This window comes from Micromonospora sp. CB01531 (assembly GCF_001905095.1).
In the GTDB taxonomy this organism is placed as follows: domain Bacteria; phylum Actinomycetota; class Actinomycetes; order Mycobacteriales; family Micromonosporaceae; genus Micromonospora.
The window spans coordinates 56,269-70,399 of sequence record NZ_LWLS01000060.1 but is presented as its reverse complement, the minus strand read 5'-3'; the positions used below and the strand labels follow the sequence as shown (position 1 = coordinate 70,399).

Here is a 14,131-nt window from a genome sequence, read left to right as displayed (position 1 = left end):
CCCCCCCCCCCCCCCCCCCCCCGGTGCGCTACTTCCACCTCGACCTGGCCGCTGGTCGTGGTGCCGGCGGAGCGGATCGTCTACACCGAGCACTGGCTGCGCCGCGACGGGTACGCGCCGCGCCAGTTCTGGCGGACCGCCGAAGGGTGACCTCGGGGCGAGTGGCCGACAGGCGGTGCACCGTCAGCCGGTGCGGCCGGCGCCCACCAGGGCGGTGCCCAGCGCAGTACGCCAGTAGAGCACTTCCCGACCGGACCGTCGTCTGGTCACGGCACCTGCGTCCAGCAGCACCCGCAGGTGGTCGCCGACCGTGCCGAGGGAGAGGCCGGTGAGGGCCACCAGGTGCGAGGTGCTCAACGGAGCGTCCAACCGGGCCAGGATGGCCGCCCGGTTGGCACCGATCAACCGCGCCAGTCCGTCCGGCGCCACCGTCCCGGCGTCGGCCAGCACCCCGCTGGCCGCGTAGACCATGCCGAACCGGGTGGGCCGGTCCCACACCACCCAGCCCCGGGCGCAGTGCGCCGGGACGAAGACGAGCTGCTCGGCCTGGTCGAGCGGCAGCGGCGGAGCCGGGTAGTCGTTGACCTGGAGGCAGCCGTCACCCACCCACCGCACGTTGCGGTTGAGGTCCGCGAAGACGCCCGCCCAGCCGTACGCGCTCAGCCGCGCGGTGCGGGCCACGATGTCGGCGCGCAGGCGACGTTCCCGCTCCGGCCACTCGGGCTGGACGGTGTGCGTCCAGACCCAGTGCAGCAGGCCCACCACCTGGTCGGTGAGTCCGTCGTCCAGCAGCACCTCGGCCAGTGGCCCGGGGCGGGTCGCCCGCAGGTCGGCCCGGATCTGCTCGTCGCCGCGCCGCTCGACGGCCGCCAGTTCCTCGGCGAACGTCGGGTTCGCCGACTCGGGGGCGAGGGTGAGGAAGTCGGCCGTCCACCGGGGCTGGAACGACGCCGCCAGCAACGCCCGCACCACCGGCCGGTCGGCCACCATCCGTTGGAACGCCTCGGCGTACGGCCGGCGCCAGGCCCGCTGCCAGGGTCGGCGCGGATCGTTGAGCGCCCGCAACGCGGCGACCGTGTCGGTCATCGGGGAGACCGTGAACCGGCTCCGCGCGAGCAGGTCCGCCGGCACCTGCCAGACACCCATGTTTCGCCTCCAGGCGTAACTCTACGGGCCTGGCGCGCCGGCCTGAAGGATCCTCGGCGTGAGGACGTACTCCGATCTCTTCGCGGTCCGCGAGTTCCGAAACCTGTTCGTCGCCAACTGCGCCGGCCTCGCCGCGCACACCACCTCGGCGCTTGCGCTGGGCTCGCTGACCTACGCGGCGACCGACTCCGCCCTGCTCACCGCGCTGAGCGTGTTCGGCGCGCCGCTCGCCGGCGTGCTCGGCAGCCTGACCCTGCTGTCCGCCGCCGACAGCCTGCCACCGCGCCGGGCGTTGACCCTCGCCGCGCTGATCGCCACCGCCGGCGCGGCCTTCCAGGCGGTGCCGACTCTGCCGCTGTGGGCCCGGTTCGCCATCATCTTCGGCACCGCGTACGCCGGCTCGATCACCGGTGGCGCGCGCTGGGCGATGATCAGCGACATGCTGCCGCCCGGCGCGTACGTGCTCGGCCGGTCGACGATGAACACGAGCGTCGGCGTCATGCAGATCGCCGGTTTCGGGGCGGGTGGCGTGCTGCTGGTCTGGCTCAGCCCGTACCAGGTGTTCCTGATCGCCGCGGCGCTGCGGGCCGTGGCCACCGCGCTGGGCTGGTTCGGCCTGGCCGAACGGCCGGCCCGCGCGAGCGAACGGGCGTCGACGGCCCGCACGCTGCGGATCAACCGGGAACTGTGGGCCGACCCGCGCCGCCGGTCGCTCTACCTGAACCTGTGGGTGCCCAACGGTCTTGTGGTGGGCTGCGAGGCGCTGTTCATCCCGTACGCCGGGGAGCGGGCCGGCTTCCTGTTCGCCGCGGGCGCCCTCGGCATGCTCGCCGGCGACGTGGTGGTGGGGCGGTTCCTCACGCCGGCCCAGCGGGACTGGGCCGTCCGGCCGCTGCGGTTGCTGCTCGCCCTGCCGTACCTCGCCTTCGTGCTGCACCCCGCGCTGCCGCTGGCGATGCTCGTGGCGCTGGTCGCCTCGGCCGGTTTCGCCGCGTCGCTGCCGTTGCAGGAGCGGCTGATCGCCCACTCGCCGGAGCAGATGCGGGGACAGGTGCTCGGCCTGCACCAGAACGGCATGCTGGCCGGCCAGGCGGTGTTCGCGGCGCTGGCCGGGGTGATCGCCGACCGGCTGCCGGCCGCCTGGGCCGTGGCGGCGATGGCCGGGCTGTCCCTGGTAGCCACCGTGGCGCTCACCCGGGGACTGCGGCAGACCGAGGCCGCGTCCGGGGCTGAGCCGGAGGCGGCACCGCCTCGCACCCCGGCGACCGACGGACGGTAGGAGGCCGGAACTATCCGGCCGCACCGAGCTCCGCCACGCCGCTGAGCGTGACCGCCATCCGGTCACCGGCGGACCGGACGGTACCGCTGGCCGCCTCCAACGTCTGCCCGGTGAGGACCAGTGCGCGCTGCGCTCCGACCGGGATCAGCCAGTGCGCCTGCCGCCACGGCGCGCCGTCGTGCGCGTACGCCAACTCCACCACCTCGATGTCGTCGTCCAGCACGCGTCGGTCGACGATCCGCTGCCCGGGTGCGACGAGCGCATCTGGTGCCGCCAGCCGCTCGAGCGGCACCGGACCCTGCGGAAAGATCATCGCTTCGTCGGGCCCGAGCAGGTAGCACGGCGTGCGGTCCGCCGAATCGGACGGAGATTCCACGACGAAACCCTGCGGCCAGCAGAGACTGAACGGCCCGATCTCCAGCCGCCAGTCCCCCTGCGGGCCTGGGTCGACGTCCACCACACCCGGCACCGACACCGCGTCCGGCCCGACCACCGCACGCCGGCCGCCGGCGGGCTCGAACACGGTGACCTCCACGGTCGCCGGGACGGGCCCGACGGCGAACCGGTACGGCCAGTACGGCACCAGCCGGACGCCGTGCCCGGCCAGCCTGACGAACACGTGTCCCACGGTCCCTCCCCCACCGATCCCGGCGCGGATCGGACGGTCAGGGTACGCCTGTCCCACCGCCCCCGCTGGGGAGCGCATCCGGGACGACGCTCACCTCAGCGGGCGGAAGTGGTGCCGGACCAGGTACGCGGTGGTCTGCAGGCCGATCCGCGCCCCCTGCAGGTCGGCGCTGCGGGTGTGGATGCCGCCCCACACCCGGGCGTCGATGACCTCGGTGAGCGCCTGCGAGAAGCTGCTGAAGTGTCTTCTCGTGCCGGAGTCGCTGCTGTAGGCGCTGAAGGCGATGTCGTCCCGGCCGAAGAAGTACGCCAACGCCGACATGGTGGCGCCGGTGTTGCAGGTGTGGCCGGACGTGTAGTCGGGGTGCGGTGGCGTAACCAGCAGCGGTGTCCAGGCGGGATCGGCCACCGTACCCGGGTTGCCGTCGGTGTCGCCCAGGCGGATCGCGGTGATGGGGCGCCAGCGGTTCCAGTTTTCCTTCTCGTTGAAGCAGGCGATGACGGCGTCCGCCTCGGCGAGGTCCACCATCGCGAACATGCGTGCCGCCTGGAGAGCGTTCAGCCGCTGGGTGGTCACCAGTTGGCGCTTGATCTCCCACTCGCCCAGGCGCCGGTCGTGCCACCAGATCGCCGCCTCGGTCTGGTCGGTGGTGCGGACCGCGTTGGTGGCCGAGCCCACCGTCTTGACCTCGTTGTAGTCCCTGGCGTACTGCGCGCTGGTGAGCGCGGGTGGGCCGGAGGTGCGGAAGACCGACGCGCGGGGAAGGACGAACGGCGTCATGTGGCCGACCCAGCCGCCGTCGTTGGCGAACGACGGTGGCGTGGGTCGCCACTGGCCGGGCTCGGTCCCGACGGGGAAGGTCTGCGGACCGAAGGATCCGTCGTCGCGTCGGGCGTCGATCATCGCGGCGGCGGCCCGCGCGCCGATGTCGATCCCCCGTTGCCGGGCTGGACCATCCGGGATCGCGGCGAGCGACTCGTCGTAATTCGCGCGGAGCGCGTCGTGCTGCTCGGGGAAGATCGCGTCGAGCACCCGGTATGCCGCGGCGGCCACGGCGGCGTCGACGGACTCGGAGCCGTCGGCCGGCGGTGCGGTCAGGTACGGCTGGTACGGCGTGCCGGCGATGGCGTTCACCGCGTCGTAGATGGCGCCGTGCACCATCGCGGCACCGCGCGACTGCACCTGCGGCGCCTGCCGTGCGGTGTCCCAGATCGCCGTCTCGGCGTGGCGATCCCAGGTGAGCACGGCTTGCGCCGACCCGGTCGCCCCTGCGGCCTGCGCGGCCGGCGATGCGATCACGAGCGAAGACCCGGCGGCCAGGACGGTGGCGACGATCGCGGATGCCGCTCTGCGCATGGTGCGAACCCTGCTTGTCATGAGGTTTCTCCTTGCTGTTTCCGACCCGTCAGTTCACCCCGTGCCACGAGGCCACAGCATTGAGCAACATGACTATAGGTGCTCGCATCAGCGCGAGTCGATAGGTCGGATGGCCGCCGCCCCCTGCGGGATACTGCCCGGCATGCGCCTGCCGTTCCCGGAGCCCGGCCCGTCGTCCGACGTGCCCGCCCTGTTCCTCACCTATCTCGACTACTACCGGGACACGGTCGCCGAGCGGCTCGCCGGGCTGACCGACACGCAGGCCCGCACCGCCCGGGTGCCGTCCGGCTGGACGCCGGTCGAACTGGTCAAGCACCTGACCTTCATGGAGCGGCGCTGGCTGGTCTGGGGGTTCCTCGGCGAACCGGTGCCGGACCCGTGGGGCGACCGCGCCGACGACCGCTGGCACGTCGGCCCGCACGAGACGGTCGCCGACCTGGTGACCGCCCTGCGCCGGGGCGGGACACGGACCCGGCAGATCGTCGAGGCGACCCCGCTGAGCACGCCCGCCACGCTGGGCGGCCGGTTCACCGATGAGGCCAGCCGGCCGACGCTGGCCGCGATCCTCTTCCACGTGCTGCAGGAGTACGCCCGGCACGCCGGGCACCTCGACATCGTCCGCGAGCTGAACGACGGACGCACCGGAGAGTGACCGGCGGGCCGGCGTCCCGGTCACCCGGCGACGCCGACGTGGCGCAACTCGATCGCGCGGGCCTTGCCGCTGACCGCCATCGGGAAGGCGTCCGTCCCCTGGTTGATGGCAGACCTTCAGGTGGCTGGGCGGGTCACATCCGCTAAGGCGTCCTAGGAGGCTGGGTTCCTGTCTCCCAATGCCGCCACCGTTTCAGTGGACAGGCAGCCATCCGGCTGCCTATGATGAGAAAAGGCAACCTCCTGGCTGCCTTTACCGAGGGTGGGTGAGAAGCGGTGGATGAGGTGTTCCGCGCGCTGGCGGACCCGAGCCGTCGCCGGCTGCTCGACAGCCTGAACGTCCGCAACGGGCAGAGCCTGCGCGAGCTGTGCGCCGGGCTCGACATGACCCGGCAGTCGGTGAGCAAGCACCTCGCCGTGCTGGAGGCGGCCGGGCTGGTGACCACGACGCGACGAGGGCGCGAGAAGCTGCACCACCTCAACGCGGCCCCGATCAACGCCGTCGCCGACCGCTGGATCGGCCGGTACCACCGCGAGCGGGCGCGTGCCCTCGCCGACCTGCAGAGAGCATTGGAGCGGGAGCCCATGGAGAACCCCACGTTCGTCTACACCACCTACATCCGGACCACGCCGGAGCAGCTCTGGCGGGCGCTGGTCGAGCCGGAGTTCACCCGCCGCTACTGGGGCGGGGCGGCGCTGGTCTCCGACTGGCGGGTCGGGTCGCCGGTCCTCTGGCAGGACGCGCCCGACACGGAGCCGAAGGACATCGGCCAGCGGGTGCTGGTGGCCGAACCGTACCGCCTCCTCTCCTACAGCTGGCACGGCTTCCAGCCCGAGCATGCGGCCCACTTCGGCTGGTCGGACGAGGAGCTCGCCGAACGCCTCCGGGAACGGCGGTCGAAGGTGACCTTCGACCTCGCGCCGTACGGCGAGGCGGTCCGGCTGACCGTGACCCACGACGACTTCTCCCCCGACAGCGAGATGCACCGGGCGATCAGCGGCCAGCTCGACGGCAGCGGCGGCTGGCCCGAGCTGCTGGCCAGCCTGAAGAGTCTGCTGGAGACCGGCGAGCCGCTGCCGGAGCCGCTCCCGGCCGGCTGACCCGGCGGACGCCCGGCCGGATCGGGGATGCCCGCCCCCGTCGCGGCATCCCCGACCGGTCGGCACCCGCGGGTCAGCGGCCGGCGGTGCGGGGCAGCAGCGGGACGAGGACGCCGGCGGCCACCAGGTGCATCGCGACCAGCGTCACCGTCGCCGCCGTACCCACTCCTCCACCCAGCGGCCCGAGCAACGACACCAGCAGCACGACCACGGCGACGCCGAGCCAGACGGTTCGCGCCCGGGTGGTGAACCGCTCCAGTAGGGCGAGCAGCGCCCAGCCCGCCAGGCCGGCCAGCAGGGTGGCGACGCCGACCACGACCGGGGTCACCGACTGATCCGTCCCGCCCGTGCGGGCCACCAGGTCCACCCCGGCGACGGGGACGGCGACAGCCCAGACGACCAGGGTGGCGGCGGTGGCGGCGAGCACCGCCAGCACCCGGCCACGTCGGCGCCCCGGGCGGCCGGCGGCGACCGGGAGACTCGTCACAGTGTTCATCGGCACGTACCTCCAGTTGGGTGCGGACCCGGGGCCGGGTCCGTCGACGACGTTCAGGGGCACGCTAGGCGCGGTCGGGCGGGCCGCGGATCGCGCCGCGGACGGGTTCGCCGGTCAGTCCCGGGAACCAGGCCCGGCCCCCGATCTCCGTCCCGCGACCGATGAGGCCGGGCGCGCCGGCGGCCTACCATCCGCGTTGTGAACTGCCGGTCCTCATCCCGTTTCCTGCTGCTGCTCGACGGCGGCATCGCCAGTGTGATGTTCGGCGTGGCACTGGCCGTGGCGGTCACGCCGGGGATCGGCCCCGCCTCGACGGGCGGGACCGCTGCCGCGGTCGGCCTTGCCGTCGTACAGGCCAGCTGCCTGCTCTGGATCCGCCGACGACCCGGGTACGCGCTGGCGGTGGCCGCGCTCGCCGGGGTTGGGCTGGAGGCGCTGTGCCCCCAGCTGGGCTGGCTCGGCCTGGTCGCCGTCCCGTTGGCGTACGTGGCGCGGCTGTGTCCGCCCCGGATCTCCCTGGTCGCGCTGACGCTGCTGGTCGCCCCCACGCCGTGGAAGCTGGTCACCGGTGGGTGGCGGGATCTGTTGCTCGCAGTGACCGCGTTGGGTCTGAGTTGGGCCCTCGGTGAGCTGCAACGCGGTCACACCCACCGGCGGCGCGACCGGCAGCGGCAGGTGCTGTCCCGGGAGCGGGAGCGGATCTCCCGCGAGCTGCACGACGTGGTGGCCCACCACGTCGCCGTCATCGCGGTGCAGGCCGCCGCCGCCGAGGACGTCTTCGACGCCCACCCGGAGCGGGCCCGGGCGGCGCTCGGCTCGATCAGTGCGGCCGCCCGGTCCGCGCTCACCGAGCTGCGGGCGATGCTGCACGCCCTGGCCACCGATGACGGGTCTGGTCCGGACGGGCCGCAGCCGGGCCTCGCGCAGCTCGACGCCCTCGCCGATGCCGTCCGGGCGGTCGGCCTCCAGGTGACCATGAGCCGGGACGGCACCGCCGACGATCTGCCCGGCGGGGTGCAGCTGTCGGCGTACCGGATCGTGCAGGAGTCGCTGACCAACGCGCTACGGCACAGCCAGGCCATCCGGGCCGACGTCAGCGTGCGGTACGACGACGGGGTGCTGCGGCTGGAGGTGGTCGACGACGGCCCGGCGGCGCCCCGGCGGCCCGGCGCGGGTGCGGGCCGGGGCATCGTCGGCATGCGCGAGCGGGCCCGGCTGCTGGGCGGCACCCTGGACGCCGGTCCGCTGCCGGCCGGTGGGTTCCGCGTCCAGGCCCGGCTGCCGGTGGGGGTGGCCAGGTGACCGTCCGCGTGGTGATCGCCGACGACCAGGATCTGATCCGCGCCGGCCTCACGATGATCATCGACGCGCGGCCCGACCTGACGGTGGTCGGGGAGGCCGCCGACGGCGTCGAGGCGGTCGCTGTGGTGAACCGAACCCGGCCCGACGTGGTGCTGATGGACGTCCGGATGCCCCGGCAGGACGGGATCGCCGCCACCCGGGAGCTGGTGGCCGCCGGAAACCCCGCCCGCGTCGTCATGCTCACCACGTTCGACCTGGACGAACACGTCTACGCGGCGCTGCGCGCCGGAGCCAGCGCCTTCCTCCTCAAGGACACCCGCCCGGCGGACCTGGCCGAGGCGGTACGGGTGGTGGCGCGCGGCGAGGCGCTGCTCGCCCCCACGGTGACCCGCCGGCTGCTCGACCGGTTCGCCGACCGGCTGCCCGGCCCGGCGGCCACCCCGGCGCGGCTGGCCGCGCTGACCGCCCGCGAGGTGGAGGTGCTGACCCTCACCGCGCGGGCGCTGTCCAACGCGGAGATCGCGGACCGGCTGTTCCTGAGCACCGCCACGGTGAAGACACACGTCTCCGCCATCCTCACCAAGCTTGGCCTGCGCGACCGGATCCAGGCGGTGGTCTTCGCGTACGACGTGGGTCTGGTGCGCCCCGAGCCGCCGGCCCGTTGACCCCGTCGCCGCGCATCTGCCTCGCCCTTACGACGACGCTGTGGGTCGCGGCGATCACCTCGCACGGCCCTGGCTGACGGTCACCGGCCCGGCCGGGGCCGCCGCGTCCCGGGCCTGGCCGGTCGGGTCCGGTGGACCCCGGCCCGCAGCTCGTCATCGCCCATCACCAGATAGACCAGCGGGCAGTCCTGCGGCCCGGTGACGTCGAGCTGACACAGCGTGCACGGCTCGCCCGGGCGGATCGGGCAGCTGGCCGACGCTCTGGTGGCGCTCACGCCCACCATCGTTCTCCGAGTCGGACGGCGCGGGTAGGGCCGTTGGTCACGGCAGCGGCCCGGCCCCGGAGGGCTGCGGTCTGCTCCCGCAGGCCGCCGCCGTGGCGGGCACCCGCCCATGACCTGACGCTATCCAACGCCGGCCGGGCCACGCGGCCGAACCGGGTGCGGTGGGGCGGAATGTTCGCCACCGCCACCAGCAGGACGGGTGGCAGTGGAACGGCATGGAGAGTCCTCGAGCCGGTTGACCGCTCACTCCCCGACGACCGGACCGGGACAGCGCACCGTCACCGGAACGGCACAGGTGACGCAACGGGTGCCGCGGCGTCCGGGTGCTCCGGGCGCGGGTGGGCGGGCATGTCCGGCGCTGCCCGGCGGGAGGGAGGACACGTGACGGCAACGAGGATTTCTCATTTACGCCGAGTCACCGCCGCAACCCTCCTAGTGTTGGCCACACCGGTGCTAGTCACGGAGTTGGCCACCCGAACGGCGTCCCAGGCAGTCAGCGGACGAAAAGTGAGGGAAGACGCGGATGAAGGCACAGAGAATTCTCGGATCGGCGGCGGTCGGCGTGGGCCTCGGCACACTCCTGCTCCCGGCCGCCGCGCTCGCGGACACCACGGTCTCGCCCGCCACCACCCCGGTCGGCGGGACGGTCGTGCTCACCACGACGGAGTGCAACCCGAAGGACGGTGACGCGATCTTCCACGTCACCGGGCCCAACCGGGACGAGAACGTCCGGTCCACCACCGCCGCGGCCGGCGGCGGACTGAGCGCGGAACTCTTCACCGCCGGGTTCACCCTCGGCACGTACACGGTCACCACCACCTGCGGCAACGGCAGCAACGGCGGCACGGCCACCTTCACCGTCATCGCGATCGGCGCCACGCCGATCGGCGGCGCCCCGGCCGGGGCCGGCGGCAAGGGCGGCGACACCGGAGTGCTCGTCGCGGGCGGCGCGCTGGCCGCCGCGGCGGTCGCCGGCGGGACGTACGTGCTGGTGCGCCGACGGCGGCGCGCGACCACCGTCGCCTGACGGCCTCGCCACACCATCCCTGAGCGAGGGTGCCCGCGCCGGGCGTCAACCGGCGCGGGCACCGCTCCCACGTTGGACGGAGGTGGGAACCTGTCGGCACAGAGCAGCCACGGGGACGGGCCGTCGAAGGCCCGGACCGCCGCCATCGTCGCCGCGGTGACCATTGCCGGTGCCACCGGCGCCGGAATGGTCGCCGCCGGTCTCGGCACCACCTCCCCGCGGCCACCGCAGCCGGGCGCCGCAGTGGCCCCGACCGCCGAACGTTCCGGTCCGCCCGGGCCGGTGTTCCCCCGCTCCGAGCCGGTCCGGATCACCGTCCCCCGCATCGGCGTCGACGCCGGCATCATCCCGGTCGCCACCGACGCCGACGGCGCGCTGGAGGTGCCGCCGCTGGAGTACCCGGAGATCGTCGGCTGGTACCGCCCCGGCCCCACCCCGGGGGAGGCGGGCAACGCGGTCATGGTCGGGCACGTCGACTCGGAGCACGGCCCCGCGGTCTTCTTCGACCTGGGTCGGCTCCGTCCCGGCGACACCGTCCGGGTCACCCGCGCCGACGGCCGGGTCGCCACGTTCACCGTGGACGGTGTCGGGGCGTACCCGAAGGACCGCTTTCCCACCGACCGGGTGTACGGCGGCGGCACGGACGCCCGGCTGCGCCTGATCACCTGCGGCGGCCGGTTCAACCCGCGTACCGGTAGCTATCCGGACAACATCGTCGTCTTCGCCACCGCCACCCGCTGACGGCAGCCGGACACCACCGGCCCCTCCCCACGCCGTACCGTGGGCCGTCAGTTCCCGGCGGACGGCGGCTCCAGGTCGCGGCGCGGCAACGCGTCGAGCTGGAGCTGCCGAAGGAGGTGCGCGGTGGACCGGTCGGCGGCACGGACCCGGCAGCCTGGACGGCGGTTGCCCGCCCTGCTCGCCCGCTTGCTGGGGCGCCCGGTGGGCCCGGCGGCGGCCGCGGCGCCACGGTCCAATCCGGACGCGGTGGTGGACTGCGCGGTCTACGTGTCCGGCCGGCGGGAGCCGGGCCGGCCGCACTACGCCGACGCGTACGCGCGGGCCCGCCGCACCCGGCGGTCGTTCGTCTGGCTCGGGCTGCACGAACCGGGAGCCGCCGTGCTGGCCGCGGTGGGGCGTACGTTCGGACTGGACGAGCTGAGCGTCGCGCAGGCCCTCGCCGAGGGGCACCGCCCCACCGTGCAGCGGCACGGCGAGGTGACCCTGCTGGTGCTGCGCACCGCCGGCTACGTCGAACACGTCGAGCTGACCGACACCTCGGAGGTTATCGACACCGGGGACGTGCTGGTGTTCCTCGGCGACCGGTTCGTGATCACGGTGCGGCACGGCGCGGCGGGCACCCTCACTCCCGTGCGCGACGACATCCAACGCCGGCCGGGCGTGTTGGCGGAGGGGCCGTGGGCGGTCGCGTACGCGGTCTGCGCCCGGATGGTCGACCTCTATCTGGAGGTCGCCGGACACCTGGAGCGGGACCTGGAGCGGATCGAGGAACGTGTCTTCGCCCGCGACCGTGACGCCGACATCCAGCAGATCTACCAGCTCAAACGGGAGGTGGTGGAGTTCAAGCGGGCGGTGCTGTCGTTGCCGGCGCCGCTGCGCGCCCTGCTGGAGCAGCGGGACGGCCCGCCGCCGGCGCTGCACCGCTGGTTCGCCGACGTGGAGGGCCGGCTCGCCCGGGTGGTGGAGCAGATCGGCACGTACGACGATCTGCTCAACTCTCTTCTGCAGGCCCGGCTGGCAAAGCTGGCGGTGGACCAGAACAACGACATGCGCAAGATCGCCGCCTGGGCGGCTATCGCCGCGACCCAGACCGCGGTGGCCGGCATCTACGGCATGAACTTCGCCCACATGCCCGGGCTGGGTTGGCGGTACGGCTACCCGGGCGCCGTGCTGGTGATGGCGCTGGCCGCGTTCACCCTGTACCGGCTCTTCCGCCGCTCCGGCTGGCTGTGAGGGCTTCTGCTCTGTCCAGGTCGGACAGTTCCTGGTCGAGCAGTTCGGCGAGGCGGGCCACCCGCCACGGATCGGACTCGCCGGTGATGCCGCGACTGGGCATCTCCACCGACATCAGCAGGTACAGGTACAGCCGGTACAGGCTCAGGCGGCGACGCGCTCCGGTGTCCAGGGGGCACGGCGCGATCGTCCGGTAGGCCCGCACGACGGGGTCGTCCAGCTCGTCCTCGGTACGCCGGAACAACAGCGGCGACACCAGGTCCATGAGCGGGTCGCCCCACAGGTATCGCTCGCCGTCGACCAGACCGCTGAGCCGGGGCGTACCGTCCGCGCCGGCGACCGCGAGCACGTTGCCCGCCCAGCCGCCGAAGTGCAGCAGCGCCGGGCGGCGTACCGCGTCGAGCACGGGAGCGTGCCGGTCGACAAGCTCCCGGACCCGGTCCGCCGGCACCGGCAACGACACCCGCCAGTCCGCCGCGTCGGCGAGCAGATCGTCCAGCATGGCCAGATACGCGCCCCGCCAGGTGTCGGCGCTCGCGCGGCCACCGTCGTAGCCGTACCGGTCGCCGGTGATCCCGTGCACGGCGGCCAGAGCGACGCCGAACTCGGCTCGGACCTCGTCGGTGTCGTCGCCGGCCTGGGTCAGATCCCACAGGCTGCGGCCGGGCAGCAGGCCGGTGAGCAGCCAGTCACCCAGCACCGGGTCGCTGCCGTGGTGAATCAGCGGCGGGACGGGAACGGCGGGCGCGCGCTCGGTGACCAGCCGCAGGTAGCGGGCCTCGGCGCCGACCATGTCGTGCTCGTAACGCAACAGCGGCACCTGCGCCGGCGGCCCCACCTTGAGCACCACCGCGCGCCCGTCGGCCAGGTTCACCCACCAGACGGCGGCGAAGCCGCCGCCGGTCATCGGCCCGCATCCGGTCACCCGGGGAGCGGGGCCGAGGGACGCGGCGACGTACCGGCGGACCATGTCCGGGTCGAGGCGGCGTTGCGTCGGGCTCATCCGGCCGCCCACCCCGTCCGGCCGCTGCGGATCCCCGTCGTCAGCTCCATGTTCCGTCCCACGCTAACGGTTCCGCCGGACCGGCGGTGTCCCGCGACCACCGTGCGGGCCGCGCCGGTGCCGGCGGCGGAGCGGGCGAGCGGCCGTCGCTCAGACCTCGATCGGCCGGCGGGTCCGGGCTCGCTTCAGCTCGAAGAACCCGTCGGTGCCGGAGACCAGCAGCACCCCGTCCCAGAGCCGGCCGGCGTCCTCGCCGCGCGGGATCGGCGCCACCACCGGCCCGAAGAACGCGTCCATCCGTCCGTCGGGGCCGGTGACGTGGATGGTCGGGGTGCCCAGGTCCTCGCCGATTGGTGCCAGGCCGGCGTGGTGGCTGGCCAGCAGGGCCGCGTCGGGCTCGGTGGAGTCGGCGGCGTCGGCCAGTTCGACGGGCAGGCCCACCTCGGTCAGCGCCGCCACGTACAGCTCCCGGCCGATCGGGGCCCGCTGGTAGTGGATCCGGTTGCCCAGCGCGGTGTAGAGGTCGCGCAGCACCTCGCCTCCGAACTTCTGCTCCACGGCGACCGCCACCCGGACCGGGCCCATGCCCGGCTTCAGCCACTCGCGGTACTACTCCTCCAGCCCTTCGCGTCCCTCGTTGAGCACGGCCAGGCTCATCACGTGGAAGCGGACCCGCACGTCGCGTACCCGCTCCACCTCCAGCAGCCAGCGGGAGGCGTTCCACGCCCACGGGCAGCGCGGGTCGAACCACATGTCGGCAGTCGTCATCGTCGTCTCGGTCCCTCCGCGGAAGCGTTGCGCCCTGACGCTAGGCGGCAGATCGGCCCAGGAGGAGAGCCGATCCATGCCTCCGCCACTGGGCCAATTGCGGCTGGGCCGGATCACCTCCGCGTTTGGTCGCCCGGTTCGGGGGAAGACACCGGCCCGCCGAGCGTGCCGGCCGGCGGACGCCCGGGCGTCCCCGGGCCACCGGCGCGGACGACGCAGCCGAGGAGGAGTGACGATGGCCCAGGCGGCGACCAGGCCCAGCAGCGCCCGGAAGGCCACCGGCGCGCGGAAGGCCCCGATGCCGAACAAGGCCGCGGCGAAGAAGGTCGCGACCGTCGCGAAACGGGCCACCGGGGCCACCCAGGCGAAGACGCCGGGTGGCAAGCCGACCCCGACGACGGCCCGAGCCGCCCGGAAGAAGGCCACTGCG

General features: G+C 73.8%; 14 protein-coding genes and 1 pseudogene. 8 read left to right on the top strand and 7 right to left on the bottom strand.

Annotation, left to right across the window (positions count from 1 at the left end; translation table 11 throughout):
• Positions 1-183 precede the first annotated feature (183 nt).
• Complete coding sequence (locus A6A27_RS11455; protein WP_073834554.1) at positions 184-1,146, bottom strand: winged helix-turn-helix domain-containing protein; 963 nt, start codon at positions 1,144-1,146, stop codon at positions 184-186.
• Between the two features lie 58 nt (positions 1,147-1,204).
• Here A6A27_RS11455 and A6A27_RS11450 point away from each other — a divergent pair, with 58 nt between their 5' ends.
• Positions 1,205-2,425 (top strand): MFS transporter, encoded by a 1,221-nt coding sequence (locus tag A6A27_RS11450; RefSeq protein WP_073834553.1) that lies wholly within the window; start codon positions 1,205-1,207, stop codon positions 2,423-2,425.
• A 10-nt stretch (positions 2,426-2,435) separates the two neighbouring features.
• On the opposite strand, the gene A6A27_RS11445 is transcribed toward A6A27_RS11450, so the two are convergent.
• Positions 2,436-3,053, bottom strand: a complete 618-nt coding sequence (locus A6A27_RS11445) for a hypothetical protein (RefSeq protein ID WP_143193974.1) — start codon at positions 3,051-3,053, stop codon at positions 2,436-2,438.
• A gap of 90 nt (positions 3,054-3,143) precedes the next feature.
• On the bottom strand, positions 3,144-4,430 hold the full coding sequence (locus tag A6A27_RS11440; RefSeq protein ID WP_073834551.1) for a vanadium-dependent haloperoxidase: 1,287 nt from the start codon (positions 4,428-4,430) through the stop codon (positions 3,144-3,146).
• A 142-nt stretch (positions 4,431-4,572) separates the two neighbouring features.
• Between A6A27_RS11440 and A6A27_RS11435 the strand changes: the two genes are divergently transcribed.
• Together A6A27_RS11435 and A6A27_RS11430 are read left to right on the top strand one after the other, a co-directional pair.
• The gene (locus A6A27_RS11435) at positions 4,573-5,082 is read left to right on the top strand and encodes a DinB family protein (RefSeq protein ID WP_073834622.1); all 510 of its coding nucleotides are present in this window, start codon (positions 4,573-4,575) and stop codon (positions 5,080-5,082) included.
• Between the two features lie 275 nt (positions 5,083-5,357).
• Entirely contained in the window at positions 5,358-6,182 is an 825-nt protein-coding gene (locus A6A27_RS11430) for an ArsR/SmtB family transcription factor (RefSeq protein ID WP_073834550.1), read from the top strand.
• Between the two features lie 73 nt (positions 6,183-6,255).
• On the opposite strand, the gene A6A27_RS11425 is transcribed toward A6A27_RS11430, so the two are convergent.
• The gene (locus A6A27_RS11425; RefSeq protein WP_073834549.1) at positions 6,256-6,678 is read right to left on the bottom strand and encodes a DUF6069 family protein; all 423 of its coding nucleotides are present in this window, start codon (positions 6,676-6,678) and stop codon (positions 6,256-6,258) included.
• 198 nt (positions 6,679-6,876) lie between these two features.
• On the opposite strand from A6A27_RS11425, the gene A6A27_RS11420 reads away from it, so the two are divergent.
• Both A6A27_RS11420 and A6A27_RS11415 read left to right on the top strand, forming a co-directional pair.
• Positions 6,877-7,980: a sensor histidine kinase gene (locus tag A6A27_RS11420; protein ID WP_073834548.1), complete on the top strand. Its 1,104-nt coding sequence runs from the start codon at positions 6,877-6,879 to the stop codon at positions 7,978-7,980.
• Complete coding sequence (locus A6A27_RS11415) at positions 7,977-8,645, top strand: response regulator (protein ID WP_073834547.1); 669 nt, start codon at positions 7,977-7,979, stop codon at positions 8,643-8,645. Before A6A27_RS11420 ends, A6A27_RS11415 begins: the two co-directional genes overlap by 4 nt.
• An 80-nt stretch (positions 8,646-8,725) precedes the next feature.
• On the opposite strand, the gene A6A27_RS11410 is transcribed toward A6A27_RS11415, so the two are convergent.
• Positions 8,726-8,920: a DUF6767 domain-containing protein gene (locus A6A27_RS11410; protein WP_198940270.1), complete on the bottom strand. Its 195-nt coding sequence runs from the start codon at positions 8,918-8,920 to the stop codon at positions 8,726-8,728.
• A 532-nt stretch (positions 8,921-9,452) separates the two neighbouring features.
• Between A6A27_RS11410 and A6A27_RS11405 the strand changes: the two genes are divergently transcribed.
• The 3 genes from A6A27_RS11405 (at position 9,453) to A6A27_RS11395 (ending at position 11,930) form a co-directional block, all read left to right on the top strand.
• Positions 9,453-9,956 carry a hypothetical protein gene (locus tag A6A27_RS11405; RefSeq protein ID WP_073834545.1) on the top strand — a complete coding sequence of 168 codons (504 nt, stop codon included), beginning with the start codon at positions 9,453-9,455 and terminating at the stop codon, positions 9,954-9,956.
• A 90-nt stretch (positions 9,957-10,046) separates the two neighbouring features.
• Positions 10,047-10,697 (top strand): class F sortase, encoded by a 651-nt coding sequence (locus A6A27_RS11400; protein ID WP_073834621.1) that lies wholly within the window; start codon positions 10,047-10,049, stop codon positions 10,695-10,697.
• Positions 10,698-10,820: 123 nt separating this feature from the next.
• Complete coding sequence (locus A6A27_RS11395) at positions 10,821-11,930, top strand: magnesium and cobalt transport protein CorA (protein ID WP_143193973.1); 1,110 nt, start codon at positions 10,821-10,823, stop codon at positions 11,928-11,930.
• Here the strand turns inward: A6A27_RS11395 and A6A27_RS11390 are convergent.
• The gene (locus A6A27_RS11390) at positions 11,890-12,933 is read right to left on the bottom strand and encodes a phosphotransferase family protein (protein ID WP_073834620.1); all 1,044 of its coding nucleotides are present in this window, start codon (positions 12,931-12,933) and stop codon (positions 11,890-11,892) included. The genes A6A27_RS11395 and A6A27_RS11390 overlap by 41 nt on opposite strands.
• A gap of 150 nt (positions 12,934-13,083) precedes the next feature.
• Positions 13,084-13,701, bottom strand: a pseudogene (locus tag A6A27_RS11385) (mycothiol-dependent nitroreductase Rv2466c family protein).
• Positions 13,702-14,131: the final 430 nt, after the last annotated feature.

Excerpts from the sequence above, each read along its gene's own strand:
- A6A27_RS11455 (WP_073834554.1), bottom strand. The coding sequence starts at position 1,146 with ATGGGTGTCTGGCAGGTGCCGGCGGACCTGCTCGCGCGGAGCCGGTTC.
- A6A27_RS11440 (WP_073834551.1), bottom strand. The coding sequence starts at position 4,430 with ATGACAAGCAGGGTTCGCACCATGCGCAGAGCGGCATCCGCGATCGTC.
- A6A27_RS11435 (WP_073834622.1), top strand. The coding sequence starts at position 4,573 with ATGCGCCTGCCGTTCCCGGAGCCCGGCCCGTCGTCCGACGTGCCCGCC.
- A6A27_RS11425 (WP_073834549.1), bottom strand. The coding sequence starts at position 6,678 with ATGAACACTGTGACGAGTCTCCCGGTCGCCGCCGGCCGCCCGGGGCGC.
- A6A27_RS11405 (WP_073834545.1), top strand. The coding sequence starts at position 9,453 with ATGAAGGCACAGAGAATTCTCGGATCGGCGGCGGTCGGCGTGGGCCTC.
- A6A27_RS11390 (WP_073834620.1), bottom strand. The coding sequence starts at position 12,933 with ATGAGCCCGACGCAACGCCGCCTCGACCCGGACATGGTCCGCCGGTAC.